The sequence below is a fragment of the Clostridium felsineum DSM 794 genome (assembly GCF_002006355.2).
GTDB classification, from domain to species: domain Bacteria; phylum Bacillota; class Clostridia; order Clostridiales; family Clostridiaceae; genus Clostridium_S; species Clostridium_S felsineum.
This window is the reverse complement of the sequence record NZ_CP096980.1, coordinates 2,489,644-2,516,541: the sequence shown is the minus strand read 5'-3', so window position 1 is coordinate 2,516,541 and position 26,898 is coordinate 2,489,644. Positions and strand designations below refer to the sequence as shown.

Here is a 26,898-nt window from a genome sequence, read left to right as displayed (position 1 = left end):
GGAACAATAATTAATAATATGATTATAAAATAAAGGGGAGAATATAATTGAACATAAAAACTGTGGAGGAAAGTTCTAATTACATTAAGGAGAAAATACAACAAACACCAGAGGTAGGAATAATACTTGGCTCTGGATTAGGGGAACTTGCAGACAAGTTAAGTGAAAAGAAGATTATAAAATATAGTGATGTACCTAATCTTCCAACTTCAACGGTGAAGGGGCATGCAGGACAATTTGTATTTGGAAAGTTAAATGAAAAAAATGTTGTTATGATGCAAGGAAGATTTCATTATTATGAAGGAAATAAAATGGAATCCTTAGCATTACCTATTTACATAATGAAAAGCATTGGCATAAAAAAACTTATAGTTACAAATGCTGCAGGAGGAGTAAATACATCATTTAAACCAGGAGATTTAATGATTATAGAGGATCACATAAATTTTGCAGGAATAAATCCGTTAATAGGTAAAAATTGTGATGAAATGGGACCAAGATTTCCGGATATGTCCAATGCATATGATAAGGATATGGTAGAAGAAACCAGGAGAATAGCAGATAAAATTGGAGTAGATGTTGTTAAGGGAATTTATGTTATGATGTCTGGTCCCAATTACGAAACACCAGCTGAAATAAAAATGATTAGACTACTTGGAGGAGATGCTGTTGGAATGTCTACAGTTCCAGAAGTTATAGCAGCAAATCACTGTAGTATTAAAGTTATAGGTATATCATGTATAACGAATATGGCTGCGGGAATACTTGATAAACCTTTAGATCATAAAGAGGTAATGGAAACTTCAAATAAGGTAAAGGACAAATTTACCAGACTTGTAACAGCAATAATATAGAAAAAATGGCACTAAAAAATGTTTCATTTATGTGATAATTTCTGACGATATGGTAAAAATAAATTTGTAAAATCGATATTGTTAGAGAGGATGATACATAAATGAAAAAAAGGGGAATTACCGTTGGGGTTATAGTATTATTGCTATTATTTCTTCAAAGTTTATTTTTACCGTTTAGTGTAAAAGCATTTGAACCTAAGAATGATGCAGAAGGTAAGGTTCCAAGTGATACTTCTGGTATCAATGTGGATGCCAAATCTGCAATACTTCTAGAACCTTCAACAGGAGCTGTTATTTACGAAAAAAATTCACATGAAAAATTTGCACCAGCATCAGTTACCAAGATAATGACAATGTTACTTACTATGGAAGCTGTAGATAGTGGCAAAATTAAGCTTTCTGATAAAGTGACTATAAGTGAAGAAGCTAAAAAAATGGGCGGAAGTTCCATGCTTTTAGATACTGGAGAAGTTAGAACTGTTGAGGAACTTTTAAAGGGAATTGCTATAGCATCTGGAAATGATGCAGCGGTTGCTATGTCAGAGTATCTTGGTGGCAGTCAAGCAAACTTTGTAAATATGATGAATAAAAGAGCTCAAGAACTTGGAATGAAGGATACTAGCTTTAAAAATTGTACCGGATTAAACGCTGATGGTCATATGACTACAGCGTATGATATTTCAATTATGTCACGTGAGTTATTGAAACATCCCAAAATTTTAAAATATACGGGAACTTATATGGAGACTATAAGTGAAGGAAGAAAGAGTCCCATAGGTCTTGTAAACCACAATAAGCTAGTAAGATTTTTTAAGGGTTGTGATGGATTAAAAACAGGTTTTACTGATGAAGCTAAGTATTGTATAAGTGCTACAGCAGTAAAAGATAATGTCAGAATGCTTGCAATAATAATGGGAGCACCTACATACAAAGTTAGAAATAAAGATGCTTCTATGCTTATGAATTATGGATTTTCAAAGTTTTCAGCTAAAAAAGTGGTTGAAAAAGACAGTATTGTTAAGAAGGTTCCTTTAAACAAAAAAGGTGATAAGTTCTTTTTAATAAAAGCAGCAGATGATTTATCTATTGTGGTACCTAGAGGTGATAAATGCAATATAACTAATAGATGTTTATATAAAATAGATAAAAAGGATAAGGAACTTAAGAAGGGTTCATATATAGGGTATGCCGAATACTATGTAAATGGAAAATATGCAGGAAAAGTTAAGGTGTATTGTGATAGAGACGTAAAGTTAGGTGGATTTTTTCAAAATTTTAAAAATGATTTAAAGAGTATATTTGATAATTCAATATAGAGTATGATAAAATAAACTGTAAAACTATTTTAATGGCTTTACAGTTTATTTTATAGATAAAGGGATGTATTTATTTGAATATATATAAAGGCTTTAATGAAAATGAAATAAGTGCTTTAGAGGATATAAAAAATGCATGCATATGCAAGAAGATTAAAGCTTATATAATTGGTGGGGCTGTTAGAGATTCTATACTTAAGGTGAAAACCAAAGACATTGATTTGTGTATAGAAGAAAATCCATTAAGTATAATAAAATCCTTAAAGTCATTAAAAGATTATGTTTATTATGAAAAGTTTCAAACAGCAACGTTATATTTTAATAATAATGTTAATGTAGATTTAATAAGATGCAGAAAGGAAACATACTTACAGGATGGTATGCTGCCTATAGTTGAACCTGCAACTATAATTGATGATATTTATAGAAGAGACTTTACGGTGAATGCTTTAGCTTATGATATTATAGAGGATGAAATTATAGATATTTATGAGGGTATAAATAATATAAATAATAAGATTATAAAATCTATACACAAAAATTCTTATAAAGAGGACTGTACAAGAATATTTAGAGCTATTAAATATAGTGTTAGATATGATTTTAAGATAGTGGATGATTTTATATTTGAAGAGCTTATTGAGAAAAATATATTAGATACGATAAGTGTTGAAAGATATGTAAAAGAGTTGTATTTAATTTGTGGTGAAGATAAATGGGTTGAAATGTTAAGAAAATGCTGCAAGTATGGCATTATAGCTTTGGATTTTAATGCACTTGGAAAAAATGTACTTAATTCTAATCAAAATGAAAAGTTTTTAAATATGATTTATTGTTCAAAAGATAAAAGATTAAATAAAGCGCTTATTAAAAATTCTTTTTTAAATAAAGAACTTTTAAATCCTATAAGAAAATTTGTTTTAAATAGAAAAAAGGTAGAAGAAGGTCTTTTAAAAGCTCAAAACAACTATGATATATATGTTGTACTTAAAGGAATGACAAAATATGAACTTATGCTTTTTTCTTGGAATAAAAATATAGAATATAAGATACATAATTATGTAAACAATATTGTGAAATTCCATAAAGTAATGGGAGGAGAAGAAATAAAAAAAATTATACAAAGTGATGGAAAAATAATAGGGGTAATTAAGGAAAATATTTTAAGAAGAAATTTAAATATGCTTATAAATTTTAATTATTCAACAAAAAATATGGGAGAGATTTTGTATGACATTGAACATAAATATAGATAATTTTCAAGGACCCTTTGATCTCCTTCTACATTTAATAAAGAAAAATAAAATGAATATATATGAAATAAAAATATTTGATATAACTAATCAGTATATTCAATATTTAAATGAAATGAAAGAGATGGATCTTGAAATAACCTCTGAGTTTATAGTTATGGCAGCTACTTTAATAGAGATAAAGTCTAAATATCTTCTCCCTAAAGCTAAAAATGAGGAAGAAGAAAAGGAAGAAAATGATCCGACTAAAGAACTTGTTTCAAAATTGGTTGAATATAAGAAATTTAAAGCTGCAGCAGAATTTTTGAAAAATAGAGAACTTGGATATGGAGAGGTTTTTTCAAAGAAGCCAGAAATAATAGATGATACTGAAGAAGTAAATAATGCAGATATACTTAAAGGAATTACACTTCTTGATATGTACAAGTTGTTTGAAAAGCTTATAGATATGTACAGAAGTAGAATAAATACAAATAATAGCCTTCCAGACAAGATAGCACCAGACGCTTATAAAATTGAAGATAAGATGGATGAAATAAGTGCAGCTATAAGATTAAATAGACAAATGTATTTTTCAAGGATAATTAATAAGTGTTCAAATAAAATAGAAGTGGTGGTAACATTTTTAGCACTTTTAGAATTAATAAAGCTTAAAGATATAAAAGTATATCAAGCAAATAACTTCAAAGATATATACATAGAGGAGACGAGAGAAGTTGAATAAAATAAATGAAAGGCAGCTTGAGATAAATGGAGTTTCTAAAGAAGAACTTTACGAATCCATAATAGAATCATTACTATTTGTAAGTGGTGAACCTCTTAAGTTAAAACAAATATCAGCCATATTAGAATGCAGCATAAAACAGACACAAGAAATTTTAGAAGATATGATAATTAAATATAGCAAAAATTTTAGAGGTATAAAATTAATAAATATTAATGATTCATATCAACTAGTAACTAAAAATGAAAATAGTGAATACGTGAGAAAACTTTTGAAAACTAATACAAGGCAGGCATTATCGCAAGCGGCTCTTGAAACGCTTGCGATTATATCATATAAGCAGCCTATAACTAGAATAGATGTGGATGAAATAAGAGGAGTTAAAAGTGATAGAGCAATATTAACACTTCAAGAAAAAAAACTCATACAAGAATGTGGACGGTTAGATGTACCTGGCAGGCCAATATTATATGAGACAACAGATGAATTTTTAAGAAATTTTAATTTAGGGAATATAGAAGAGCTTCCACCTATGGAAGAAATTTTGGATGATGTTGCTGTTGAAAAAGAGGAATAAAAAGGGAGTGTCGCAAAATGATTAAAATTAATCATGAGCGATGCTCTTTTTTTGTTTAAGCTATAAAATTGCCTAATATTTTAAATACTATATTAATTATTTGAATTTCCATGAGATTTTGACGCACTAAAATAAACCTAACTATATTATTCCATAATTAGGAAATAGTTTTTAATTCGTGAAGATACTTTTGAGTTCTTTCATTTTGGATTTTTAAATGTAATTTGTTAATGTTATATCCAAAACAAAGCAAAATAAATTCAGTTTTTACACTATTTTTTCCACGTGTTAAAAATCTTTTGAATTCATAGTCGCTTTTTAAAATTCCAAACGCACCTTCAACTTGAATAGATCTGTTCATTCTCAATTTAGTTCCCAATTCAGTTTTGATATTGTTGTATGAAATTTGACGCTTTTTAATAAAAGTCTTTGAAACCTGCATTTTTCGGTTATTCTTTGCTTTTGTGCACTTTGATTTCAAAGTGCAGTTATCGCAATTTTCACATTCATAAACAGTAACCTCAGACGTATACCCACTTGCAGATTTTTTATGAATAATATATGATGGGAATAATTTTCTATTATTATGACAAATATATGTATCTGTTTTAACATCATATTTCATATTTTCACGCTTACTGATGTCGTTTTTAAAACTTCTTTTTTTCCATTTCTCATAAGTTTGAGGTTTTATATATGGTATTTGATTATTAGACTCTAAAAACAAATAGTTTTCTTCACTTTCGTAACCAGAATCTGCAATCACATTAGTATATTTATGACCAATTTTTTCTTGCATATTAGTAATCATTGGTATTAATGTTGCTATATCATTTCTATCATCAAATACTCCAACACCAGTTACATATTCACTATCAACTGCTATTTGTACATTATAGGCAGGTTTTAATTGACCATTTCTCATATGATCATCTTTCATATGCATGAAAGTTGCATCAGTATCAGTTTTAGAATAGCTATTTCTTTTTGAAAATATTTTCTTACTTAAATTATATTTTTCTTGTCTTTCTTTATATTGTGATAGTTGTTCTATCCACTTTTGAATTGCAGTTTTTCTTTTACCGATTCCATGAACAAACTCTATATTTCTTTTTTCTTTTTCAAATAAAAGCCATTGAAGAATTTTGTTTATATCATCAATCAAAGTTTCTCTCTCAATAGTGAATTTCATTAATCTTTCAAGATTAATGGTTTTAACAAGAGCAATAATTTTATCAAACATCTTACCTTCATTTTTATAAATAGCTTTCTTCCAAACAAAAGTATATCGGTTGGCATTTGCCTCAATTTTAGTACCATCGATAAATACATTTTCAAATAATAATTCTTTTTCTTTAGCTAAATAGTTAACTTGTTGATAAAATAAATCTTCAATCACTTCATTTGAAAGATATTTTTTTCGAAATCTACTTATAGTAGCGTGATCAGGTGCTTTAAAGCCTTGAAGTAGCCATTTGAAATTTATATCTCTTTTGCATGCTTTTTCTATCTTTCTACTTGAATAAATATTTTGAGAATAAGCATAAGATATTATTTTGAACATGATTTTGGGTTCAACTGCTGATTTTCTTCCTACGGAAGAATACGCCTTGTACAATTTTTTATAATTTAATCCCTCCAACAAATAGCTTAGCAAACGAACCGAATCATCTTCTGGTATTAAGTTTTCTAAATTTAATGGTAATATAAGTTGCAAATTATCATTAAATTGATTATAATTTTTTGTGTATAATTTAGTTACGTTCATAATTTAATTATACAATCAATGTGAGTTCTTCGGAACTCACATTTTTTATATACAACAAAGGAGCTATTGCAAAACTATTTTTTAGTTTTGCAACAGCCCCTTTTTTTATTCCTCTTCTTTTTCATTAGGTTCAGTTTTTTCCTCAGGTGAATCATTTTTTTTCTCTTTATTGCAACATTTATCTTTTTTTGATTTATGAGAAAAGCCTTTACACATTTCTAAAAGTTGAGGTAGCATATCTACTACTTTTTCATAAGTATTTTCAGCATTTAAAGGTAGGAGCCTTATAGAATCCTCTTTTATAACTAAAAAAGCTATAGGTTTTAAGGACACTCCAGCACCAGCACCACCACCAAAAGGATAAACATTTTTAATATCTGTTGAATTTTCATGATTATTGAATTCACTTCCACCTGAAGCAAACCCAAAGGAAACTTTAGAAATAGGAATTATTAAACTCCCATCAGTATTTTTTATAGGTTCACCTACTATGGTATTTACATCTATCATTCCCTTTATGTTTTCCATAGTGGTTTTCATAAAACTTTCAATTGGATTATTATCCATAATGTACACTCCCTTTATTTTTAAATTTTCTAATCATTGTTTTGATATGTAGTTTTGATAATACAAAAATTAGAATAAATAAATTATAGATAGTTTTTGCTGCACTTATCCAAAATATACTTTCAAATTCAATTTTAAAGATTTTCTTTTTGAAAAATGGAATTACCTTATAGTTGTAATCTTTAACATTGAAACCTATGTCTAATAAATCATAAAGTGTTGATCCTAAAGAGCTCATTAAACCAAAAGAAAGAGCAGTATATGCTGCATCGTCTAGTCCAATTCCCATAGTTAATTTCACTTTTGAATTATATTTAAGAAATTTGTGTTTATATTTTGAAATGTACTTTAGTGTATCAAAATTGTATTTTATTTTTCTTTCAGTTCTTCTAACTGTAAATTTTAATTTCTTTCCATATATAAAAATAGAGTATTTTCCATCAAAATATAGAAGATAAATTTTTATTGGAAAAGGAATTAAACTTACTAAAAGGAGAAAAAATATGATGATTAAAAACATAATATACCTCCACATAAGGATAATATTATATATTCTAACCACATATATACTTTTTATAATGAAAGGAATATTTAATTTGTAAATAGACAAAATAACTTTGAGAAATAATAATAAAGTAAGGTGATTTTCATGAAGATATATAGAAGTATAGCTTTAGCTCTAATTATAGTATTATTTATGCCAGTGAATTTTGTTAAAGCAGATAAACTAAATTTAAATGCAACCTGCGCTATAGCAATGGATAGCAGTACTAAAATGCGTTTATATGAGAAAAATGCAGATATGATAGTTCCAATGGCTAGTACCACAAAAATAATGACTTCTTTGGTAGCAATTAAGTATGGAAACTTGGATAAGAAATTTACAGTATCAAAAAGAGCAGCTTCAATAAGAGGATCAAAGGTAGGGTATAAATCAGGAGAAGAGATAACTTTAAGAGAGCTTTTATATGGACTTATGCTAAGATCAGGAAATGACGCGGCTATCTGTATTGCAGAAGGTATAGCAGGCAGTACAGAAAAATTTGCTGATTTAATGAATGAATATGCTGTAAAAATAGGAGCATTTAATAGTCACTTTCAAACCCCACATGGATTAGATAAAGATTTACATTATTGTACAGCATATGATCTTGCATTTATAACTTCTGTTGCAAAGGAGAATAAGGTATTTAATGATATTGTTAGTACAAAGGATGTAACTGCTGGGCAATATAGTTTCACAAGAAGTTATCATAATATAAACAAAATATTGTATCAAATACCTGGGGCAGATGGTGTTAAGACAGGATTTACAGGGAAAGCTGGAAAGTGCTTAGTTACATCGGTAAAGATGAACGGTCATGATGTTATATTTGTAGTCCTTAATTGTACTCCAAGGTGGAAAGAAACTAAGAGAATGTATGATTATGTTAAGAAAAACTATGAATATAAAAAATTAGTATCAAAAGGTGAGATAGTATACAGCAAGAATATACTAAAAGGAGAAAACAAACTAAAGCTCGCATCACCTTATGATATATATATCCCTTGTAGTAAGGATAAAGTATATTCTAAGAAGATAATAGTATCAAAGGATATAAAAGGACCAATATCAAATACAGGAATGATAGGGAGAATTGAGGTATATTGTGATAATAAATGTGTATATAAAAATTATTTATTAGGAAATATCCTAACCAAATAAAAAATTTAAAATACAGTTGATATATACTTTTTCAACTGTATTTTGTCATATATTAAGCGGTTAATTGTCGTAAAAAAGACGATAAATTCATATTATAAGTGATATTATGAAAAATGTATATAAATTAAAAAAAGGGGACGATTTTATGTCAAAAAAAAATTTTCTTTTTTATTTTCTAAAGTTAAAAAGGAAATTCAAAAATCAATAGGATATTTGAGTAATAATGAAATACTGGAGGTGGTAGATTATATTGAGATGGTAATATTTAGTGGAAATTACATAGAGGAGGAAGCTTTTGATATTTTAAAGGAAGGTATTAAAAACAGATTTGAAGATAGTAGAAGTTTTTTTGAGTATAAGAGTTTAAATGAGGTTTTAGAAAAACTAAATTGGCTGGAATTTAAAAATTTAATATCTAAATATGATTATTTGGAGGAGGAAATTGTAAAAGGTATTTTAAAAGTTAATCCTGAGTTAAAGACAAACTTAATTAAATTAATAGACTTAGAAAATGAAAGGGAAGAAAAAGTAATAAGACATATAAGGGCAAATAGATAAATTAATAAAACAAATTCCTTAAAATTTAAGGAATTTGTTTGTATTTATTGCCGTATTTTTTTAAAAGAAATTCAACATAGTCAATAGTTTCTTCGTTTATGTCATCATAAGAATTTATCCAACCTAGTTTTTGTAGGGAAATTCTAATATACTCTTTTATATCTAATGGTTCATCTACTTTTTTTTCATCAAGATAACCAGCTGCAATTAATAAAATTTCCTTATCTAGTTTTAATCCTTCTGCTAATTTAATAACAGTATCCATATCCGGATTTTCAATTCCGTTTTCAGATCCTTTTTCTATTCTGCAAATAGTTGTATTGCTTAGTGAACTTAGGGTTGAAAGTTTTCTTTGAGAATATCCTCTAAGTTCACGCACTCTCTTTATATATTGTCCAAAGGTTTCAGTTTCCATTTTTAATAACTTATTATCCATAACTTGTCTCCTAAACTCAAGTGAATTTCTATATAAATTTTAACATAAATATTATTAAAAAATGGAAAAAATATAAAAAAAGTGTTGCACAAAATAAATAAAATAGATATAATGTTGATTGTAAGTTACATACATTAAAAGGAATATGAGATAAAAAAAGGAAGTGTTTTGAATGAAAAAATCTTTAGAAGATAAAAAAGTTGAGCAAATACTAAAAAGCTATTATGAAGATAAAATAAATATTCAAGCTTATAATAGTAAGTTAAGTTATTATAATCAATATAAAAATATGATTAGTAACAATGAACATGGGAAAGAAATTCAAAATATAAAAGGAAAGATTGCAGAAATGAATTTCAAAAATAAATATTTAGAACAAATTATAATAAATCTTACATTAGATGAACAAAAATATATAGAACTTAAATATAAAAAAAATTTTAGTGTTATTGAAATACAGGATAAAATGTTTATAAAGGAAAGAACATATTATAGACTTAGAAAAAAAGTTATAAATCATCTTAAGAAGTTATTATTACAGGTTGATTGATAGTCTTTTGTCATGAATGTGTAGGTATTTAAGAATAAGATTGATTAGTTTTTTTTAGTGAATTTATTATAAGATAAATCTGAGGTTACTAATATAAAAAAAGTGTAGTAAAAATATTCATATGTGTACATTTTACTATAATTTCTTTAGGAGGTGAAAGTTTTGAAAAATGAAATACTAAGTCTGTATTTTGATAAAAAAATAGCTATTTCTAAAATTGCTAAAATGGTATCAAAAAGTAGGACAAGTATATATGAAATACTAAAAAAAGATGAAAGATATGAAGTGGAAAGTCAAAGAAGAAGGAAATTAAGTGAATTTGAAATTGCGAAAAAGGAGGAAAAAATCACAAGACTATTTTATGAAAAAAGATTGAAGGTTTATGAAATAGCTGGAATTTTTAACATAAGTAATGCCACAGTAACTAAAGTAATAAAAAAGGATTTAAATTATAAAAATGAAAAGGCTAGAAGAAAGGGAGAAAGTAGAAAAATAAATAGAGAAAAAAGTAAGTTAGCAATAAAGAAAAAGAGGGGAAAAATTAGAGAAGAGGAGTTAAGAATACTTCTTAAGCTTCAAAAGCAAAATGCTATAGATATGTCTAGAATGAGTAAGCTTTCAACTAAAAAAATGGTAGAGATGAATCTAAATCACTATAAATATAATCCTATAAGTAAAAGCTTAGAGTTTGTTGAGGCATCAGGGAGTAAGCCAAATGATCTTCCATATAAGGTGATTTTAAATGAAAGACAATGAACTAAAAATGATTATAATACAAGCAAAGGCAGGAGATAATGACGCAAAAACTGCACTTATAAATGATAATATAAAATATGTAAAAAAGATTGCAAATAACTTTTGCTTGAATAATAAAGGCTTATCATTAGAGGATCTCATTCAAGAGGGGATAATAGCAATAATTAAAGCTATAAATTCATATGATTTGAATAAAAATGTGAAATTTTCAACTTATGTATATAAAATGATTAATTTTATTTTGATTTCGGAAATAAAAAAAAAATATAGTTATTTTAAACTGCCAGAGCATCAGGTTTCTAAGGTAGTCAGATTCAGAAGAAAGGCTTTTGAACTTAAACTTGAGGATTATTGCTATAAATATAGTTGTGAAAAGATGGGATTAAGTTACAAAGAATATGCTAATATGATATATCTCAGCAACATAAATAATATATCTTATCTAAATGGGAAAAGATCTTTTGATAAAAAGGTTAGTATTGGAGATAAGCTTTCCTATGAAGATATTAATTATAAAAAAGTGGAAGAAAGAATAGATTTGTTATCTATTTTATCAGATAACAAAGAAATACTGTCATGCATAGAGAGATATATATTATATAGAGTAATAATTAATGATGAAAAAATAAAAAGTATTTCTGAAGTAACCAAAATGCCTACAAAACAAATTTCTAATATCAAATATAATGCTTTAAAAAAAATACAGAATAATTTAAAAAATAAAAAAAATTAGACTTTTTATTTATGGAGGATGATTTAATGAATATAGAGCCTATTTCTCCTGAAGTTGTAAATGATAAATTAACTAAGGTGGTTTTTATTATTTATAAAACTGTTACTGGAATAATATATCCTTTGGCACTTTTAGGATATGCTACTGCTTTAATTTTTATAGTAATGGGTGCTTTAATTCATAGTAAGACAATTAAAAAAATAGGAGTAATGGATTTGGGTATTGTAACTTTAACTCTTATATTCTATTTTTGTATGCCAACCTTTATCGGAATTTTAAAGACCATTGAAAATATAATGAAATAATTAGAAAGGATGATTAGTTTGATTAAAGGATTAAGATTAAAATTATATTTCACTTTTTCAGTAATTAGTGAAATCTTAATATCTTGGAGTACTTCTACCTATGCAGACAGCCAAATAACAAAACATACGCCGGGAGAGGTTGCATCACATATATTTACCGCCAATCAGGGGATAGCTGAAGCCTTTGGAGGTGCTTTAATTGGAATCGCTGTTGTTGTTATAGGAATAAAAATGCTGATGGCAAGCAAGAAACAAGAAGCAAGAAGTGAAGCTATGGATTCAATTTTAACAGTAATAATAGCATCACTTTTAATAGGTGGTTTTGCTATTTTTGCCGGTCTCTTCTTTGGATTTGGACAATAAATTTTAGGGCAGAGAAATCTGCCTCTTTTATTTTGGAGGTGAAAAATGAGATACTTTAAAGTCCCCTTCAATATAAATGAAGAGGATAAAATTATAGGTGGATATATTTCTTTAAGACAGTTTGGTTGGATAATTCTTTCTGTCTTTTTAATTACGCTTTTATTTTTAATTAATAGAAGCTATATGACAGTTACAAGAAATTTAGGTCATTCATCTAATATAACACTTCATCCAATTAATTTAACCATAAGATTAGTAGTGGCATTTGTAATTGTTATATTTTCATCCTTATGTTCCTTTTATAAGGTAGAGGATACTTATAATTTTGATAAATACCTTATTAAAATGCTTAAGTTCAAAATGAGAAATAAAATATTTAAATTTAGAAAGTAGAGGGGAGGAAACTAAATGTTAGTTATAGCCGTGGTGTTTCCTATTTTGGCTTTTATATTTTTAGGAAGTGTTGTTTTATATACAAGGAAAAAAGGAAAAACTAAAAAGACGAAGGTGCTAGAGGAAAAGGATAGTGAAGCCAGCAGGATAAATAGTAGTGAATTGAAAAAACTCATTGGAATAAAAAAATTAAAGGATAGCAAAATCTATATAAAAAATGGTGCTATAAGGGTTAATTTATCAATATCTTCTCCTGATTTTGAACTTTTAACAGATGAAGAACAAACCTCTTTTGAAGACTGTCTTATGATGTCAGCATTGTCATTAAATTTTCCAGTGCAATTTCATACAACCTTGAAGAAAATAGAAATAAGAGAACCGGCAGAGCTTGTTGAGAAAACAATTAACAGTTCAGATACTCTGATTTCAGATAGTTTAAAGGACTACTGCTCACAGCTTTATACATCATACAGAAAGCTTGAAAATGAAAAAGGAATATATGTTAGAAAAAGTTTCTGTACAGTAGGCGCTTATCTTGAAGGAAAGGATGAAAAGAACATTTTAAATGAGCTTCAAGCACGAGTAGATAATATAGCTGGAGGACTTTCTAGGGCTAGAATGAAGGTGAATGTTTTAACTTCTGAAGGTGAGGCTCAGCTTTTAGGTGATATATTTAACAGAGGTAAAAATATAAACATAGAAGATTTAGAGAAAAATGGAGCATTTGATTTATATACAGAGGGGGTAGGAAAAGTTGTTGAAATCGAAGACGAAAATTAAAAAGGAAGAGGATAGTGATTTCTTTAAAAAAGGAACTATAAATATTATGGATCTTATATCGCCTGATGGAATTGTTGAAGGAAAGGATTATATTTATCTTGGTCCAGGAAGATACTCAAGAGTTTACGCCATAATAGGTTTTCCAAGAAATATGACAGTAGGCTATTTAAATGAATTATTTCAAATTGGAGATATTGATATTACAACCTATATTGAAAACATACCAGATGGATCTGTAATAAGAAAACTTACTGGAAAGTATAGTCAGTATATGAGTAATATAAATCTTCAATTAAAACATGGATACTCTATGGATTATGGAATGAAACTGGCGGCAGAAGATTTAGATGAAACAAGAGCACAAATACAGACTAATACAGAAAGAATGTTTTATGTACAACCTATAGTTTTTTTATGGGGAAAAAACCTAAGTGAACTAGAAGAAAAGTCTGAAAAATTCGATACAATCTGCGCTAGAAAATCTCTTGTTAGTAAATGTATTGTGGGTGATCAGATTAAAGGCTTTTTAACAGGATTACCTAATCTTAATATTCAGTATACAGAGGGACTCAGAAATATGGTAACTGGTTCTGTTGCCTGTTTAGTTCCAGTTGGAAATACTGAGCTTTGTCATAAAAATGGAATATTCTATGGTGAAAATATGTTTACTAAATCGCCTATAGTATATAACGAATTTATAGGAGCACCAACCTTAACAAATCCCCACACCTTTGTAAGTGGAACTACAGGCGCAGGAAAATCTGTCTTTTTAAAGCTCAAAGCAGCACGTTCAGCAGCTGCCGGAAGATGGACAGTAATTTTAGATCCACAACAAGAATATGAACCCTTAATTAAAAAGCTTGGAGGACAGTATATACAACTTAGACCTGGAGTTAAATCCGGTATAAATCCATTTGAAATAGAGGTTGAGGAAGATGAAAACGGAAAGAAAAAGATTGATATATATGGGAAGCGTTCAGAGATAATAGAGATGATTTCAATATTTTCGGAGAAGTTTAGAAATGGAAATCCTCTTCAAGGTGAAGAAATAACAGCAGTAGATGAAAGTGTAGCAAAACTTTATGAAAACTTAGGAATTACAGAAGCGCCTAAAAGTCTTTATGAAGAGAAAACCTATGAAAAGGAAGGTAAGTTTTATACAGGAAACATTAAAAAGGATTTACCAACCTTAAGTGACTTAAGAAATGCTCTTATTGAGAAAAATAAAGAAGTAAAATCAGAAGGAGTAAAAGAGCTTATAGAGGTTATGAAAATGATAACTGGTGATGGTCCGATGGCGATGTTTGATTGCAAGTCCACTATAAACTTTAACAGTAAAATAATAGCTATAAGCTACAAGCATTTAACAGATGAATTTACCAAGTTTTATGCTATGATAAACAGCCTTTCATGGATATGGACAACCTTTTCAAATTATAAATACAAGGATATAGAAAAGGAAGTTATAGTTGATGAAGGGCATTTATTTGCAAAGTTTGAAAGGTCTCTTCATTTTTTAGAGCTTATAGCCAGACTTGGGAGAAAACTTAAAATAGCCCTTACCTTAGCAACACAGTTTATGCAGGATTTTATAGGTAGTAAAGAGACAGAGGCAATTATACATCTGTGTGGTACAAAGATTCTCTTAAAACAAGAAGAAGCCATTGCTAAAAAGGTATGTGAGTTTTTAGGTTTATCAGATAGGTGTAGACAGCTTATGACTACCTTTATTTCAGGACAAGCAATACTGCTTTCAGAACAAGAACTTGTACTTATGCACGTTAAACCCTTTGAGTTTGAGTGGGACATGGTGAAAACTTCATAGAAGGGAGGTTTTAAATTGAATTTTATATCAGGTAATGCGGATGCTCCTACTAAAATAATATATGAATATATAAGTGCCTTTGGCGGAATATCAATGGCATTTGCAATAATTATGCTAGGTATAAAAATGCTTCTTACAGCACATAAAAAGGATTCAAGAGAAAAGGCTATGGAATCTCTAGGGAAAATAGCAGCTGGTGGTTTTATACTTGGCATAAGTTTAATTCTCGCTGGATTTTTAGGGTGGGTAGCTAATACATCAGGTGTGGAACTTAATACTAAAAATGCAGCTATAAGCGATACATCAAAGATAGATAATAGCGATGATGGTGGCTCTTTTGTAGTGCGTGCAGTGGGGGATGTTATAGATACAGTGCCAAAAGCAGTAGATAAAATTGTTGATGCAGGAATTGGATTTAAGCCCTTAGGAGATTTGATTTTTAACACTGACAAGCTTAATTTAGCACCCTTTAAAGATGCAGAGTGGCAAAATTTAAATTACCTATATATTCTTATGTGTACTTTAGTTTCACCATTATTTTTAATAATGATTGCAAAAACAGGTTTTTCTATGATATTATTTTCTGATTCGATTTCAAAAAAGATAGACTTAAAAGAAGAGCTTATGAATTGGTTTATTTGTGCTTTCCTTTTAGCAGTAGCTCCATTATTTATTCAAGGCTTATTTGAGCTATTTAATGCTTTTACAGATGCATTAACTACGGCAACAAAATCAATCTTAGGTGATGTATCGAAAAGTCCAGCATTTACTACATCTGCATTATCTTCATTAAAAACAGGTTCACCAGTAACTACAGCTATAGTTCATCTTCTTTATGCCTGGCAAATGGTTAGAATAAACATAATATTTTTAAGTAGAAAAGTTGTACTTACAGTTATGTATGTGTTTACTCCAATAGCTATAGCTCTATGGGGAATAAATCATAAAGTGCATGCGGCGGCTATTTGGTTTGGGGAAATAATAACTAATGCCTCTATGCAGTTTTTTTATGCCTTTACTTTTACAGCAATGATAGCAGCATTAGGCGCTTCAACATGGCAGGACTGGCTTCTTGCATTAGTATGGATGACAGCCTTAACTAAAATCGCAGAAATGCTTAGAAATTCACTTCAAGGCTTCTTTACAAAGGTATCAGGCTTGGATGAAACTACATTAGCAGGAGGAGCACTTGGAACAGTTGGAGCAATAGCAGGAGGCATGTCATCAGCCTTTGGAATGACAGTAGGAGGAAATCACAGCGGTGGAGGTTTTAAAGATTTTAAAGCTTCAGAAGTAGGAAATAAGATATTGGGAAATACTCTTGGAGGTTCATTTAAGGGTGGGAATTCTGTAAAGGGTTCAAATTCTTCAATTAAAAATGCTACATCTTTTGGAGACAATCTAAAAGACTATGGAAGTTATAACATGGGTGATGGTTTTCCAGTTGGGAACAATGATGAAGAATATGATATGGATAAACCTGATATTACAACAGAAAAATTCAAACAGGATAGTGCAAAACAAGGATTAAACAATTCAATTCTAGCAGATAATTTAAATAGAGAAATGTCAGGAAATAAAGCAGGGAGTAGAACAAATGGAGTACTTACAGCAATGACAGCAGGAGATCCTATGTTTAAAGGCTTAGTTCAGGCAGGAGGAAATTTAGTAGGTGGAGTTCAGAATAGGATTTCAACTGCTAAAGCTATGTATAAGACTGCTTCACAAATGGAAAAGTTAGGACTTGCTAAGGATAAAAAGGAGGCTATACAGACTTTATTTGGTGGAAATAATGATTTAAAGGCTAACTTTAAAAAGTTAAAAGTTTTAAATAAACCAGCAAATGCGGTATTAAGTTACACCGCTAATACTAAAATGGGCAAGACTTTAAGAACAGCTCATAACGTAAGTAGCTTTTCTAAGAATATATCACAGGGAAGCAATAGTGCAGCCGCTATGAATTTAGCTAAGGCACATCCCTTTAATAGGTTAGAAGATAAAGACAAGACAAAAATTATAGCACAAACTAATCCCTATACATCCATAGATGGCTTTAATGGCTGGTCATAAAATTAAAAATATCTTATAGGAAACAGTTTATACGGTTTGTATAGACTGTTTCTTGTTTTTTGGAAAGGGGTCAAATTAGGTGAAAAATAATAATGGATTAGGCGGTATGTTTAAGAATATGGCTAAAAAGAAAGGCAAAACAGTTCTCAAGGGTTTAATAAAAAAAATAATGTTCCCTTGGGGAATTATTTTTTTCTCTTTTCTATTCATAGTTATATTTGCTATATCCGTAGCCAAAACTGGTTTTATGGGAGATGGGACAATAAGTGATAACTTTAATACGTATCAAAACAAAGAACTTCAGGAGTACTTGTCTAAAAAAGTTAAAGATGCTAATGGAGCTATGGACGATATGTATGGTATGGCAAAAAAGGTGGCACTTACAGAAGGAAATGTTGAAGGTTTTATATCGCTTGTAGAAATGGAGAAGGAACAGGATATAGATAAGATAGTATCCAGAAATGGACAAACAGGAATTGTAGGGGCTGAGGATATTATAGATGAATATGCAGAACTTTTAAAGCCAGATTTTGATTATAAGGATGATTATATAGTTACTACAGTTAATATCAACACAAAAGATTCTACAGGGGAAAATGATAATGCAGTGCCACAGATTACAAAAGAAAAGGTAAAGCTTTTAACAAGTGCTGATGCACTTAAAGGAAAGGTAGATATAACATATAAAGTGCAGTCAGAAACGAAGACAGAAACAAAAACTAGAACATATCAAAAACCTAAAGATAATCAGCCAATAACTAATGATCCAAACCAAAAGCCAGAAATGGAGACAGTAACAGAGACTACAACCACAACAACAAAGGTTGATACTCCAGTAATTGATAAGGTAACTGAAAGCGGAAAAGATATGGAAAGGTTAAAAAGCATAATAAAAAAGGAATTTTCAAATGAAGATACTGAGGATAAGCTTAAAATGGCTGCACATTTTGTTATAGAGGGTGCCAGTAATGATTACGATACAAAGAGTCAAAATGGAGATTGGATGAACAAAGATCCAGATCAAGATAGTATAGTAAATGATATATTAGAGGCAGGTGCGGATGGAGGATTTGAGGGACAAATACCGCTTTTTAGGCAAACAGATGCAAGGTGGGCAAATGTGCCTTATGGTCAGGGAGATGTTGCCACAAGCGGATGCGGTCCTACAAGTTTTGCAATGATAATATCAGGACTTGGCGGAAATTTAGGAGCGTGGGATAAAAATAAAGATGGAATACTTGATCCAGGAGAAGCAGCAGAGTATTCAATAGCTTCAGGATATAATAGTAATTCAGGAGAAGGTACTTCTTGGGCATTATTTGATAGCATATCTACTTCTAGGTTTGGAATTAATAGCTCAGGAGAAATAGAGCCATCAAATTATAATTATATATATGACCAGCTTAAAAATGGCAATCCAGTAGTTGCAAGTATGCACGCAGGGCATTTTACTAAAGGTGGACATTTTATTGTACTTACTGGAATAGATTCAGATGGACAAGTACTAATTAATGACCCTAACCCGGCTACAGGTATAAATAAATTCCCAATGGAAGGCATAGCAGCAGAAGCTAATGTGTTTTGGGCATTTAATAATCCTAATATAAAGTATGAAAGTTTTATATGTACAGCCTATGGAGGTGTACATGATGCTATGGAGGGTAGTGGAACCACAGCAGATGGAACTAATCTTGATGGAAAGGACTTTACAAGTAGAGTAATCGCAGTTGATCCTTCTGTAATAAAACTCGGCACTAGAGTTTATCTTCAATTCCCTGATGATAAAAGGTATCAGAATAAAAATGGACAAAGGTACGATTTAAACGGCTGGTATACTGCAAGAGATACAGGTGGAGCAATAAAGGGCAATCATATAGATTTATTTATGGGCTTTGGAGGAGCTGAGGATACATCAAGATGCGATAATTTTGGAACAGTAAATATAAAAGTAAGACGTTAGGAGGATAAGAATGGATAGAAAATTGAAATTAATTATAGTGGGAAGTATTATTACAGCTGCATTTATATTTGTTTGTATATTTTTAGTCTCTAACTTTATTTATAAAAATCGTGACAATTTAAATCCAAGGAAAAGCATAGAATTAAAAGGAAAAAATGTTGAAATTGAGAAAGAAAATAGAGTAAATATTGAGATAAGGCGTGAAAATAAAAATACTTGCAAACTTAAAAAATTTCAAAGTGATGATAGTAACAATGTAAATATGGAAACTAATATATATAACGAGAGGCGAAGTAATGGTGATTTTTATATAGATAATATTAATGATTTATATAATTTTAAGCTTGTGACACTCGATGAAATGTTCTTAATAGAGAAAAGGGTGAAGGAAGCAACAACCGATATGCCAAGACTCTATAAAGAAACTTCAAATATTAAAAATGATGATAAAGCTTTAAGTTCATATATACGGAAGAATAAATGTAGACTTAATTATTTGTATGGGATAGAAAAACAAGAAAATTTAAAAAAGCTTATACTTAAGTTTGAGTTATTTGATAATAATAAAAAGATTAAATATGGAATTATAAATAATATGGAAAAGCATGAGAATAGATTTATTGAATTTTATATGAGTTTATATTATAGTAGCAATAGTGAACAAAGCTTTAAAATTAAAGTTGATTTAGTCAATAACATGATAGAGATAAGATAAACTACAGTTGGAATAAAATATATATTAAAACTAAAGTTTAATATAATATACTTATTTTTGTAACATGATTGTCACAAAGGAAAGCTAATATATAAACATAGAAACAAAAAATAATTAATTAAATTAAGTCAGTCAGTTTAGATCTCCTTTACTGGCTGTTTTTTTTATTTTGTTAACTATATATTTTGAATTATATCTGTAACTTTAATATAATGTAAATGTTAATCAAGAGTAAAAAGTTCTCATTAGAGGAGATAATAATGAACAATAAAATAATTGAGAAAATACAAAAATTATTAAGTTTAAGTGAAAGCAGTAACGAAAATGAAGCTAAATTAGCTATGATTAAAGCACAAGAGCTTTTAATTAAATACAAGTTGTCTTTAAAGGAAGTTACGAAGTATAGTGTGAATAATAGTATAATTGAAGAAAAAGTAAGCAAAGTATCTTTTACCAAAGCAAGATGGAAAGGATATCTTGCTAAAATAATAGCTGATAATTTTGGATGTTATAATTATTATAAGAGAAGAAGAACTAATACAATAATTTTCTTTGGGAAAGAAGAAGATATTATAATATGTGATATTGTTCTTAATTATGCAATAGATTCTATAAATAGTATTGTTAAAAGATTAAAATATGAGTATTCGAAGAAAAAAATCAGTACAAAAGGTATTGAAAATGATTATGCATTGGGATTTATTGATGGGCTTCAAGAAAGCTTCGAAATCCAAAAAAAATCTAATATTAAATGGGCAATTGTATTAGCTAAGGATAAGGAAGTTACCAAGGAACATAATAGGATTAAGTTCAATGGAAAAATAAGTATGAAAGTCAAGTATAATGGATATAATCATATTTATTTTAAAGGGCATGAAGATGGAAAAAAATTCAGTATAACAGATAAAATTTCGAACTAAGCAGGTTAAAATATAAGAAGTATATTAGAATAAATTTAATATAAAAGTAGAAGCTATATTGTGATAAATTAATTTTAATTAGGGAGGAAGATTTTTAATGAAAAAGTATAAAATTTTCAATAGAATTATTACTATAGCTTTGCTTTTAATTGTTACATTATGCGCATTTTGCGGGTGCAGCAATAACTCTTCTTCAAATACTGAAAATACTACAAAAAAAGTGGTCGACAAGGATAATATAAAAAAGACATATAATACTGGTCTCAAAGATTTAGAAAAAAGCAGTGCAATAACAAAGGAACAATCAGCTGCGGTATTGACTGCACTTATGGATAACGTTACAAAAGCAACAGGTAAACCTAAAGATGCCTTAGATAAATTAGTAAAAGATAAGGTTATTACACAAGATCAAGAAAATAAAATAATAGATGCTTTAAAAATAAAATAGGAATATAGTTGAAATAGCAAGTTTCAGGGATGAAGCTTGCTATTTTTCTATATAATTATCAAGTATGGAATTTAAAATAAAATTAAATTGATTAAGAGGAGGCAAAGGTCTGCTTTTTTAATAGAAAATTTTAAAAATAATGAAAATTGACCTGTATAAAATAAAAATATATACTGTAAAAGAGTATTTAAAAATTATTATACAATAGAAGGAGCAATTTTATGTATTCATGGATATGGATGGTCATTTTATCTGGAATTTTATTGGGGTTGTGGGATATAACAAAGAAAAAAGCTTTTGAAAAGAATTCTGTAATAACAGTATTGGCTTTTTATTCTTTTTTTGCGTTTATTTTTGTATCTTTTGAGTTTCAAAATGCGTTAAATATTAAAGGAGATAAGATTTTAATAATACTTATTAAGACATTTATTGTTTTTATATCTTGGGCACTTAGCTTTTCAGCAATAAAAAAATTACCCATAAGTGTAATAACGCCTTTTGATACCTTAAATCCTATGTTCTCTGTAATCTTTGGTATTTTTATATTAAATGAAAGACTATATTTTTTACAGTATATAGGAATTGGTATAATGCTTGTATCTTACTATTTTATAGGAAGAGTGGGTTCAAATGAAGTTGTAAATATATTTAAGAATAAGTATTTTTATTTTATGATAATTGCAGCAATTTTAAATGCTATAAGTGCAACTATTGATAAAATAGCACTTAAATCTATAAATGCAGGACAAATGCAATTTTGGTTTTGTTTATTTATGTTTTTATTTAATGGTGCTGCTATGATTTATTTTAGAATCAAAGCTAAAGATAGAAGTCCTGTAAAGCTTGATTTTTTTGTACCACTTATGAGTTTAATACTTATTGTATCAGACAGAATATATTTTACAGCACTAAATATTCCTTCCAGTCAGATATCAATAGTTATGCCTTTAAGAAAAATATCTATAATTGTTTCTGCTGTAGTTGGAGGAATTATATTTAAAGAAAAAAATCTCAAAAAAAAGTTTGGTTACATATGTATTTTAATTTTTGGAATTGCATTTTTATTTTTTAAAAAGTAACAATATAGACCTATAATGAATATCATTATGTAAAATGTGGTATAATATGGATATAGGAAGACGGTATAAGATATTTATATATCACCCCAGTAAGTTTTTCTTTGCCAGAAGAAAGTTATTGGGTAATTTAGACAACAGGGGGTGATATGATGAGTGATAAAATAATTCTTGTTGCAATAGTTTGTATGACAACATTGGCTATGACAGCTATAGTATTTATTGCTACCTATATGAAGGATAAAGTAGCATTAAAAAGTAAGACAAGAATTAAAAATGTTTTGAATTCTGAAATAGAAGTTAAATCTGAAAATAAAAGCTCAAAAAACTAAAAACGCACCCATTCCACTAAGTGCGTTTTAGATAAACATCTTATATTTAAGCATAAAGCCCAATGACTTTCTTTATTTATATTATAGCACATTTGTTTATATTATAAACATATATTTTTTATACTAAAATATTATATTCAATTAATAAGGTAAAGTATACTAAATAATAATAAAGTAAGAAGTTAAATTAAAGATTACAAATACTACGGTAGAAAAAAAGTAGTAATTAGATAGTTTTCGTTAGAAGATATATATTAAAATGTAATTGTTCTAGGGAAGTTGTGGAAAATAGTTGTTATTAAAAAATTTATATCTGTAAAGTTAATTTTTAAAGTCTGGATTTCCAGGCTTTTTTCTAGTTTAAAATAAAAAGGAGGTAATATATATGGATGTAGCAATGGCAACAGGTATGACAGAACTTGATAATAAAGTTACGGAAATTTTAAAGGGGAGAAAAGATATTGAGGTTACCAAAGTTAATTATAGGGAGTTTTTTAAAATTAAACATTTCAACATAGTGGTTATATCTAATAGACTTGTAGGCGATATTGTGATGTCTAAATTGCTTTTTGATTTAAAATCTAATAATACTAGAGTTGTATACCTAACTAGTTCAGATGACCCTTTTGGAATAAAAGAGTGTTTTAATTATTCTATAAATGATATACTGTTAGATCCTGTGAAACCGTCTGAGATTATTAATTTAATTCTAAAACCAAATTCATTTTCAGATATATCTGATATATATTTAGAATACAGCGGTCTAGAAAATAAAGAAGGAAAAATCACAAATAGAGTTATTGAAAAGAAAGTTGAAGTTCCTGTAAAAGAAATAGTATATAAGACTAGGACAATGAAAAAGAGCATAATAACTGTGTATACAACAGATGATGCTTTTGTAACTGCAGATTTTATAACACAGCTAAGTGTAATTTTATCAAAGAAGGTTGATCAAAAAATATTAATCTTAGATTTTAATACCTTATTCCCTGTTATGGATAATTTTCTTGGAGTAAAAAAAGAAATAAACATTGAGAGTAAATATGATATAGAAAAAAGTACAAGCCTTACTTTGATGTATAATGCGTTGGAAAGGGATATCTTAAATGAAAATAATCTGGTTAAGTTTGTAAAAAAGCATCCTAAATATAAAAACATAGATTTAGCAACTGGACTTTATGACTTAATGTTGTTTGAAAAAATGCCAAATGAGTATTTTTCAAAAATAGTTAATACTGCTAGTAGGATTTATGATACTATACTTATAAATACAAATCCTGATATAAGTCTGGGAAGTACCTTTGTTCCTATTAAATTATCAAGTAAAATTATATTTATCGTCAAGCCTAATTATACAAGTATAAGGAATGCTCTTTTTGTAGCAGAGAATTTTAAAAATGTAATAACTAAAGATAAGTTGAATTTTGTCATTTATGATTTTTCTCCTAAAAGTTTAGATAGTGAAATTATAGAAGAACTTTTTTGTGATTATAAACTCATAGGTTATATTCCTAAAGATGATATAAGAGAGTATGCATTAAATAAACAAAAGCCTTTTATAGAAACAATAGGTGTGAAAAAAGAATCTAAAAAAGCATATTATAGTATACTTGAGAAGCTTGATTATGTACCTAAGGCTTCTTTTTTTAGTAGATTTTTTGTTAAAAAAGAAGGTGCAATTTAGTGAATAGAGTTAATTTAATTAAAGAGCTCAATTATAAAAATACTAATTTAATAGATGACGAAGTCTATAATATAGGAGATGAGTTGGCAAAATTAGTAGATAATATAATAAAAGAATTTACAGAGAAAAGACCATATTTAATAAATGATACAGAGAGTGGTAAATTGCCAGAAGTTTCTCTTAAAAACGAAATTCTAAATTATGTAGACAAAAATGAAATTAAAATTGATGAGGAAATAAGGAGACTTTTAATAAAAAAAGTTAAAGATTATTTATTTGGGTATTATGTACTTCAAGACTTAATTGATAATGAAGAAATTTCAGATATAAGGGTGCTTTCTTATGACAATATACAAGTAAAGCATAGAGGGAAGAGGATTTCATCAGAAGTAAGATTTCCTTCTAAAAAATCCTTTGATATATTTTTCAATTATATGGTCATAAAGCTTAATGGAACTCTTGATAAGAAAAATGCTTTGCAGATTTTATCAGATAATACAGATGAATTTTATCTGAGAATAAGTGTAAGTTCATCTTTTATAAACTCCATAGATAATGCATATGTATCTATAAGAAAAATACCTAAACACAAGTTAGAACTTGAAACCTTAATGTTTAAGAAATATATGTTTGATAAAGCAATTTATAGTTATCTTGTTAAAAATGTTAGAGCAGGAGTAAATATACTTTTGTGTGGAAAAGGAGGCAGTGGGAAGACAACTATGATAAATGCATTGCTTGAAAAAGTCCCATATGATAGAGCAGCACTTATAGTACAAGAATCAGAGGAACTCTTTTCCAATCATCCTAACATGATGTTTCAAAAAGAGAAAAGGAGAATAGGTGAAAATGATGCTGAGTATACGTTAACAGATTTAACAAGATTTGCAATGACAGAGGATTTGGACATGATTGTAATAGGTGAAATTAAAGGAAAGGAGGTACTTAATCTTTTTAAGGTTATTGGAACAGGACATAGTGGTTGGGGATCTGTACATTCAAATGGAGCAAAAGAAGCTATAGAGAGATTGCTTAATTATATGGTGGAAGCAAATCCTAACTTAAATAGATATGGAATTTTAAAGATACTTTCCTTAGTAGATATCATAATATTTATGAAGGATTATAAAGTTAGTGAAATAACAGAGGTTTCAGGCTTTAATGAAGAAAGCTGTGAAATTATTTATAATGAAGTATTTAAATTAAGGAGAGGTAATTTTATAAAAATAAATGAGAGTTGTTCTAAAATAATAGATAAAATAGGAGGTGAATAAGTTTGAAGTTATATATAATTTTAAATTCTATTTTTATTTTAGTAACTTTTTTATTAGCTTATGAGGTATCATATAAATTAGTAAAAGGTGACAGGGGAAAATTGAAAGCAGTATTACATCATTTTGATAAAAAGTACAGAGAAAGGCTTCTTGATAAAAAAGTAAATAGGGTATATAGAGAAAAAAGACAAAATAGTATTTTAAATAGATTAGATAAAATTATATATATGTCAGGTATAAGGAAATATTTTAAATATATGAGCTCCGAGGTTTTTGCTTTTGGGGTTTTTATTATATCATTTTTATTTTCAATTCTAATTTTTGAATTATATAAAAGTTTGATATTTTCTGTAGTGGCATTTTTAGCTGTACTTATTATTTTTTATGGAATCCTAAAGGAAATGATGCAAATAAACTTTGATAAAATTGATAATAACATAATGTTTTTCATAAGTTCCTTAAAGAGTAATGCTGAGATTAAAAATAATATAGTCTTTATGATAGGTGAGACTACAAAAAAACTTAAAGAACCACTTAAAACATATAATGATGATTTTATAAGGGATGTAAGATTTGGAATTTCTATAGATAAAGCCTTTGAAAATTATATAAATAAGGTAGAGAATGTAAGGTTTAAGAATATACTTAAAAACTTATATATATGTTCTTTAAACAATGCTAATTATTCAAAGCTTTTGGATAAGACAAGGATAATTGTTAGAAATTATTATGAAGAGAAGGAGAAGAGAAAAAGAAAAGTTAGAGCTGCACAAATAAGTATTACAGTTATAGTAATTATGGCAGTAATAATACTTAATGCATTATCTAAAGTTACAGAAAATTTTAGTTTTTTGATTATGAATACGAGAGGAGGACAAGTGCTGTTAGGGTATATTTTATGTGTAATTTTATTTGCAGCATATAAGTGTATTTCTCTTAAAAAATTCAATTATTAA

General features: G+C 28.2%; 29 protein-coding genes. 25 read left to right on the top strand and 4 right to left on the bottom strand.

Annotated elements, in window-relative coordinates:
* Positions 1 to 47 precede the first annotated feature (47 nt).
* The 5 genes from CLFE_RS11915 to scpB all read left to right on the top strand — a co-directional run bounded on the left by CLFE_RS11915 (position 48) and on the right by scpB (position 4,724).
* Positions 48 to 854, top strand: a complete 807-nt coding sequence (locus CLFE_RS11915; protein WP_077853316.1) for a purine-nucleoside phosphorylase — start codon at positions 48 to 50, stop codon at positions 852 to 854.
* A gap of 101 nt (positions 855 to 955) precedes the next feature.
* Positions 956 to 2,170, top strand: coding sequence for a D-alanyl-D-alanine carboxypeptidase family protein (locus CLFE_RS11910; protein ID WP_077853315.1), 1,215 nt, complete (start codon positions 956 to 958; stop codon positions 2,168 to 2,170).
* 74 nt (positions 2,171 to 2,244) lie between these two features.
* Positions 2,245 to 3,426, top strand: coding sequence for a tRNA nucleotidyltransferase/poly(A) polymerase family protein (locus tag CLFE_RS11905; protein WP_077853314.1), 1,182 nt, complete (start codon positions 2,245 to 2,247; stop codon positions 3,424 to 3,426).
* Positions 3,401 to 4,147, top strand: a complete 747-nt coding sequence (locus CLFE_RS11900) for a segregation/condensation protein A (protein WP_077894017.1) — start codon at positions 3,401 to 3,403, stop codon at positions 4,145 to 4,147. Before CLFE_RS11905 ends, CLFE_RS11900 begins: the two co-directional genes overlap by 26 nt.
* On the top strand, positions 4,140 to 4,724 hold the full coding sequence (scpB, locus tag CLFE_RS11895) for an SMC-Scp complex subunit ScpB (protein ID WP_077835811.1): 585 nt from the start codon (positions 4,140 to 4,142) through the stop codon (positions 4,722 to 4,724). Before CLFE_RS11900 ends, scpB begins: the two co-directional genes overlap by 8 nt.
* A 157-nt stretch (positions 4,725 to 4,881) precedes the next feature.
* On the opposite strand, the gene CLFE_RS11890 is transcribed toward scpB, so the two are convergent.
* The 3 genes from CLFE_RS11890 to CLFE_RS11880 form a co-directional block, all read right to left on the bottom strand.
* On the bottom strand, positions 4,882 to 6,492 hold the full coding sequence (locus CLFE_RS11890; protein WP_250944600.1) for an IS1182 family transposase: 1,611 nt from the start codon (positions 6,490 to 6,492) through the stop codon (positions 4,882 to 4,884).
* Between the two features lie 105 nt (positions 6,493 to 6,597).
* Positions 6,598 to 7,059, bottom strand: a complete 462-nt coding sequence (gene ytfJ, locus CLFE_RS11885) for a GerW family sporulation protein (protein WP_077835812.1) — start codon at positions 7,057 to 7,059, stop codon at positions 6,598 to 6,600.
* Positions 7,052 to 7,579: a DUF2953 domain-containing protein gene (locus CLFE_RS11880; RefSeq protein WP_077835813.1), complete on the bottom strand. Its 528-nt coding sequence runs from the start codon at positions 7,577 to 7,579 to the stop codon at positions 7,052 to 7,054. The genes ytfJ and CLFE_RS11880 overlap by 8 nt, the downstream gene beginning before the upstream one ends.
* Before the next feature lie 129 nt (positions 7,580 to 7,708).
* Here CLFE_RS11880 and CLFE_RS11875 point away from each other — a divergent pair, with 129 nt between their 5' ends.
* Together CLFE_RS11875 and CLFE_RS11870 are read left to right on the top strand one after the other, a co-directional pair.
* On the top strand, positions 7,709 to 8,764 hold the full coding sequence (locus CLFE_RS11875; RefSeq protein WP_077835814.1) for a D-alanyl-D-alanine carboxypeptidase family protein: 1,056 nt from the start codon (positions 7,709 to 7,711) through the stop codon (positions 8,762 to 8,764).
* Positions 8,765 to 8,977: 213 nt separating this feature from the next.
* A complete protein-coding gene (locus CLFE_RS11870; protein WP_242952012.1) occupies positions 8,978 to 9,322 on the top strand; it encodes a hypothetical protein in 345 nt (114 codons plus the stop codon).
* Positions 9,323 to 9,347: 25 nt separating this feature from the next.
* Here CLFE_RS11870 and CLFE_RS11865 read toward each other — a convergent pair whose 3' ends face one another.
* Positions 9,348 to 9,758, bottom strand: a complete 411-nt coding sequence (locus CLFE_RS11865) for a helix-turn-helix domain-containing protein (RefSeq protein WP_077895558.1) — start codon at positions 9,756 to 9,758, stop codon at positions 9,348 to 9,350.
* Between the two features lie 172 nt (positions 9,759 to 9,930).
* Here CLFE_RS11865 and CLFE_RS11860 point away from each other — a divergent pair, with 172 nt between their 5' ends.
* The 18 genes from CLFE_RS11860 to CLFE_RS11770 all read left to right on the top strand — a co-directional run bounded on the left by CLFE_RS11860 (position 9,931) and on the right by CLFE_RS11770 (position 26,898).
* Entirely contained in the window at positions 9,931 to 10,308 is a 378-nt protein-coding gene (locus tag CLFE_RS11860; protein ID WP_077835817.1) for a hypothetical protein, read from the top strand.
* Between the two features lie 162 nt (positions 10,309 to 10,470).
* Positions 10,471 to 11,064 (top strand): hypothetical protein, encoded by a 594-nt coding sequence (locus CLFE_RS11855; RefSeq protein WP_077895559.1) that lies wholly within the window; start codon positions 10,471 to 10,473, stop codon positions 11,062 to 11,064.
* Positions 11,051 to 11,797 (top strand): sigma-70 family RNA polymerase sigma factor, encoded by a 747-nt coding sequence (locus tag CLFE_RS11850; RefSeq protein ID WP_077895560.1) that lies wholly within the window; start codon positions 11,051 to 11,053, stop codon positions 11,795 to 11,797. The genes CLFE_RS11855 and CLFE_RS11850 overlap by 14 nt, the downstream gene beginning before the upstream one ends.
* Before the next feature lie 26 nt (positions 11,798 to 11,823).
* Positions 11,824 to 12,102, top strand: a complete 279-nt coding sequence (locus tag CLFE_RS11845) for a hypothetical protein (RefSeq protein ID WP_077853309.1) — start codon at positions 11,824 to 11,826, stop codon at positions 12,100 to 12,102.
* 18 nt (positions 12,103 to 12,120) lie between these two features.
* Positions 12,121 to 12,465: a hypothetical protein gene (locus CLFE_RS11840; RefSeq protein ID WP_242951742.1), complete on the top strand. Its 345-nt coding sequence runs from the start codon at positions 12,121 to 12,123 to the stop codon at positions 12,463 to 12,465.
* Positions 12,466 to 12,510: 45 nt separating this feature from the next.
* Positions 12,511 to 12,858, top strand: a complete 348-nt coding sequence (locus tag CLFE_RS11835; RefSeq protein WP_077895561.1) for a PrgI family mobile element protein — start codon at positions 12,511 to 12,513, stop codon at positions 12,856 to 12,858.
* Between the two features lie 15 nt (positions 12,859 to 12,873).
* Positions 12,874 to 13,638, top strand: a complete 765-nt coding sequence (locus tag CLFE_RS11830; protein ID WP_077895562.1) for a hypothetical protein — start codon at positions 12,874 to 12,876, stop codon at positions 13,636 to 13,638.
* On the top strand, positions 13,613 to 15,463 hold the full coding sequence (locus CLFE_RS11825) for a VirB4 family type IV secretion system protein (protein WP_250944599.1): 1,851 nt from the start codon (positions 13,613 to 13,615) through the stop codon (positions 15,461 to 15,463). The genes CLFE_RS11830 and CLFE_RS11825 overlap by 26 nt, the downstream gene beginning before the upstream one ends.
* A 15-nt stretch (positions 15,464 to 15,478) precedes the next feature.
* A complete protein-coding gene (locus CLFE_RS11820) occupies positions 15,479 to 17,533 on the top strand; it encodes a hypothetical protein (protein ID WP_077895384.1) in 2,055 nt (684 codons plus the stop codon).
* Between the two features lie 79 nt (positions 17,534 to 17,612).
* Positions 17,613 to 19,493 (top strand): 3D domain-containing protein, encoded by a 1,881-nt coding sequence (locus CLFE_RS24270; protein ID WP_077895385.1) that lies wholly within the window; start codon positions 17,613 to 17,615, stop codon positions 19,491 to 19,493.
* Between the two features lie 10 nt (positions 19,494 to 19,503).
* Positions 19,504 to 20,208: a hypothetical protein gene (locus tag CLFE_RS11805; RefSeq protein ID WP_077895386.1), complete on the top strand. Its 705-nt coding sequence runs from the start codon at positions 19,504 to 19,506 to the stop codon at positions 20,206 to 20,208.
* A 260-nt stretch (positions 20,209 to 20,468) separates the two neighbouring features.
* Entirely contained in the window at positions 20,469 to 21,128 is a 660-nt protein-coding gene (locus CLFE_RS11800; protein ID WP_077895387.1) for a DUF2786 domain-containing protein, read from the top strand.
* Between the two features lie 97 nt (positions 21,129 to 21,225).
* Entirely contained in the window at positions 21,226 to 21,576 is a 351-nt protein-coding gene (locus tag CLFE_RS11795) for a hypothetical protein (RefSeq protein ID WP_077836081.1), read from the top strand.
* A gap of 221 nt (positions 21,577 to 21,797) precedes the next feature.
* Positions 21,798 to 22,655, top strand: a complete 858-nt coding sequence (locus tag CLFE_RS11790) for a DMT family transporter (RefSeq protein WP_077836082.1) — start codon at positions 21,798 to 21,800, stop codon at positions 22,653 to 22,655.
* A gap of 149 nt (positions 22,656 to 22,804) precedes the next feature.
* Positions 22,805 to 22,984 (top strand): hypothetical protein, encoded by a 180-nt coding sequence (locus tag CLFE_RS11785; RefSeq protein ID WP_242950944.1) that lies wholly within the window; start codon positions 22,805 to 22,807, stop codon positions 22,982 to 22,984.
* 385 nt (positions 22,985 to 23,369) lie between these two features.
* Positions 23,370 to 24,668, top strand: coding sequence for a MinD/ParA family ATP-binding protein (locus tag CLFE_RS11780; protein WP_077895388.1), 1,299 nt, complete (start codon positions 23,370 to 23,372; stop codon positions 24,666 to 24,668).
* Complete coding sequence (locus CLFE_RS11775) at positions 24,668 to 25,942, top strand: ATPase, T2SS/T4P/T4SS family (RefSeq protein WP_077895389.1); 1,275 nt, start codon at positions 24,668 to 24,670, stop codon at positions 25,940 to 25,942. The genes CLFE_RS11780 and CLFE_RS11775 overlap by 1 nt, the downstream gene beginning before the upstream one ends.
* Before the next feature lie 2 nt (positions 25,943 to 25,944).
* On the top strand, positions 25,945 to 26,898 hold the full coding sequence (locus CLFE_RS11770; RefSeq protein WP_077895390.1) for a type II secretion system F family protein: 954 nt from the start codon (positions 25,945 to 25,947) through the stop codon (positions 26,896 to 26,898).

What these genes read in the sequence shown, in the direction of transcription:
- CLFE_RS11910 (WP_077853315.1), top strand. Translation starts at nt 956, where the DNA reads ATGAAAAAAAGGGGAATTACCGTTGGGGTTATAGTATTATTGCTATTA.
- CLFE_RS11900 (WP_077894017.1), top strand. Translation starts at nt 3,401, where the DNA reads ATGACATTGAACATAAATATAGATAATTTTCAAGGACCCTTTGATCTC.
- CLFE_RS11890 (WP_250944600.1), bottom strand. Translation starts at nt 6,492, where the DNA reads ATGAACGTAACTAAATTATACACAAAAAATTATAATCAATTTAATGAT.
- ytfJ (WP_077835812.1), bottom strand. Translation starts at nt 7,059, where the DNA reads ATGGATAATAATCCAATTGAAAGTTTTATGAAAACCACTATGGAAAAC.
- CLFE_RS11880 (WP_077835813.1), bottom strand. Translation starts at nt 7,579, where the DNA reads ATGTTTTTAATCATCATATTTTTTCTCCTTTTAGTAAGTTTAATTCCT.
- CLFE_RS11875 (WP_077835814.1), top strand. Translation starts at nt 7,709, where the DNA reads ATGAAGATATATAGAAGTATAGCTTTAGCTCTAATTATAGTATTATTT.
- CLFE_RS11865 (WP_077895558.1), bottom strand. Translation starts at nt 9,758, where the DNA reads ATGGATAATAAGTTATTAAAAATGGAAACTGAAACCTTTGGACAATAT.
- CLFE_RS11860 (WP_077835817.1), top strand. Translation starts at nt 9,931, where the DNA reads ATGAAAAAATCTTTAGAAGATAAAAAAGTTGAGCAAATACTAAAAAGC.
- CLFE_RS11850 (WP_077895560.1), top strand. Translation starts at nt 11,051, where the DNA reads ATGAAAGACAATGAACTAAAAATGATTATAATACAAGCAAAGGCAGGA.
- CLFE_RS11845 (WP_077853309.1), top strand. Translation starts at nt 11,824, where the DNA reads ATGAATATAGAGCCTATTTCTCCTGAAGTTGTAAATGATAAATTAACT.
- CLFE_RS11835 (WP_077895561.1), top strand. Translation starts at nt 12,511, where the DNA reads ATGAGATACTTTAAAGTCCCCTTCAATATAAATGAAGAGGATAAAATT.
- CLFE_RS11830 (WP_077895562.1), top strand. Translation starts at nt 12,874, where the DNA reads ATGTTAGTTATAGCCGTGGTGTTTCCTATTTTGGCTTTTATATTTTTA.
- CLFE_RS11805 (WP_077895386.1), top strand. Translation starts at nt 19,504, where the DNA reads ATGGATAGAAAATTGAAATTAATTATAGTGGGAAGTATTATTACAGCT.
- CLFE_RS11800 (WP_077895387.1), top strand. Translation starts at nt 20,469, where the DNA reads ATGAACAATAAAATAATTGAGAAAATACAAAAATTATTAAGTTTAAGT.
- CLFE_RS11795 (WP_077836081.1), top strand. Translation starts at nt 21,226, where the DNA reads ATGAAAAAGTATAAAATTTTCAATAGAATTATTACTATAGCTTTGCTT.
- CLFE_RS11790 (WP_077836082.1), top strand. Translation starts at nt 21,798, where the DNA reads ATGTATTCATGGATATGGATGGTCATTTTATCTGGAATTTTATTGGGG.
- CLFE_RS11785 (WP_242950944.1), top strand. Translation starts at nt 22,805, where the DNA reads ATGAGTGATAAAATAATTCTTGTTGCAATAGTTTGTATGACAACATTG.
- CLFE_RS11780 (WP_077895388.1), top strand. Translation starts at nt 23,370, where the DNA reads ATGGATGTAGCAATGGCAACAGGTATGACAGAACTTGATAATAAAGTT.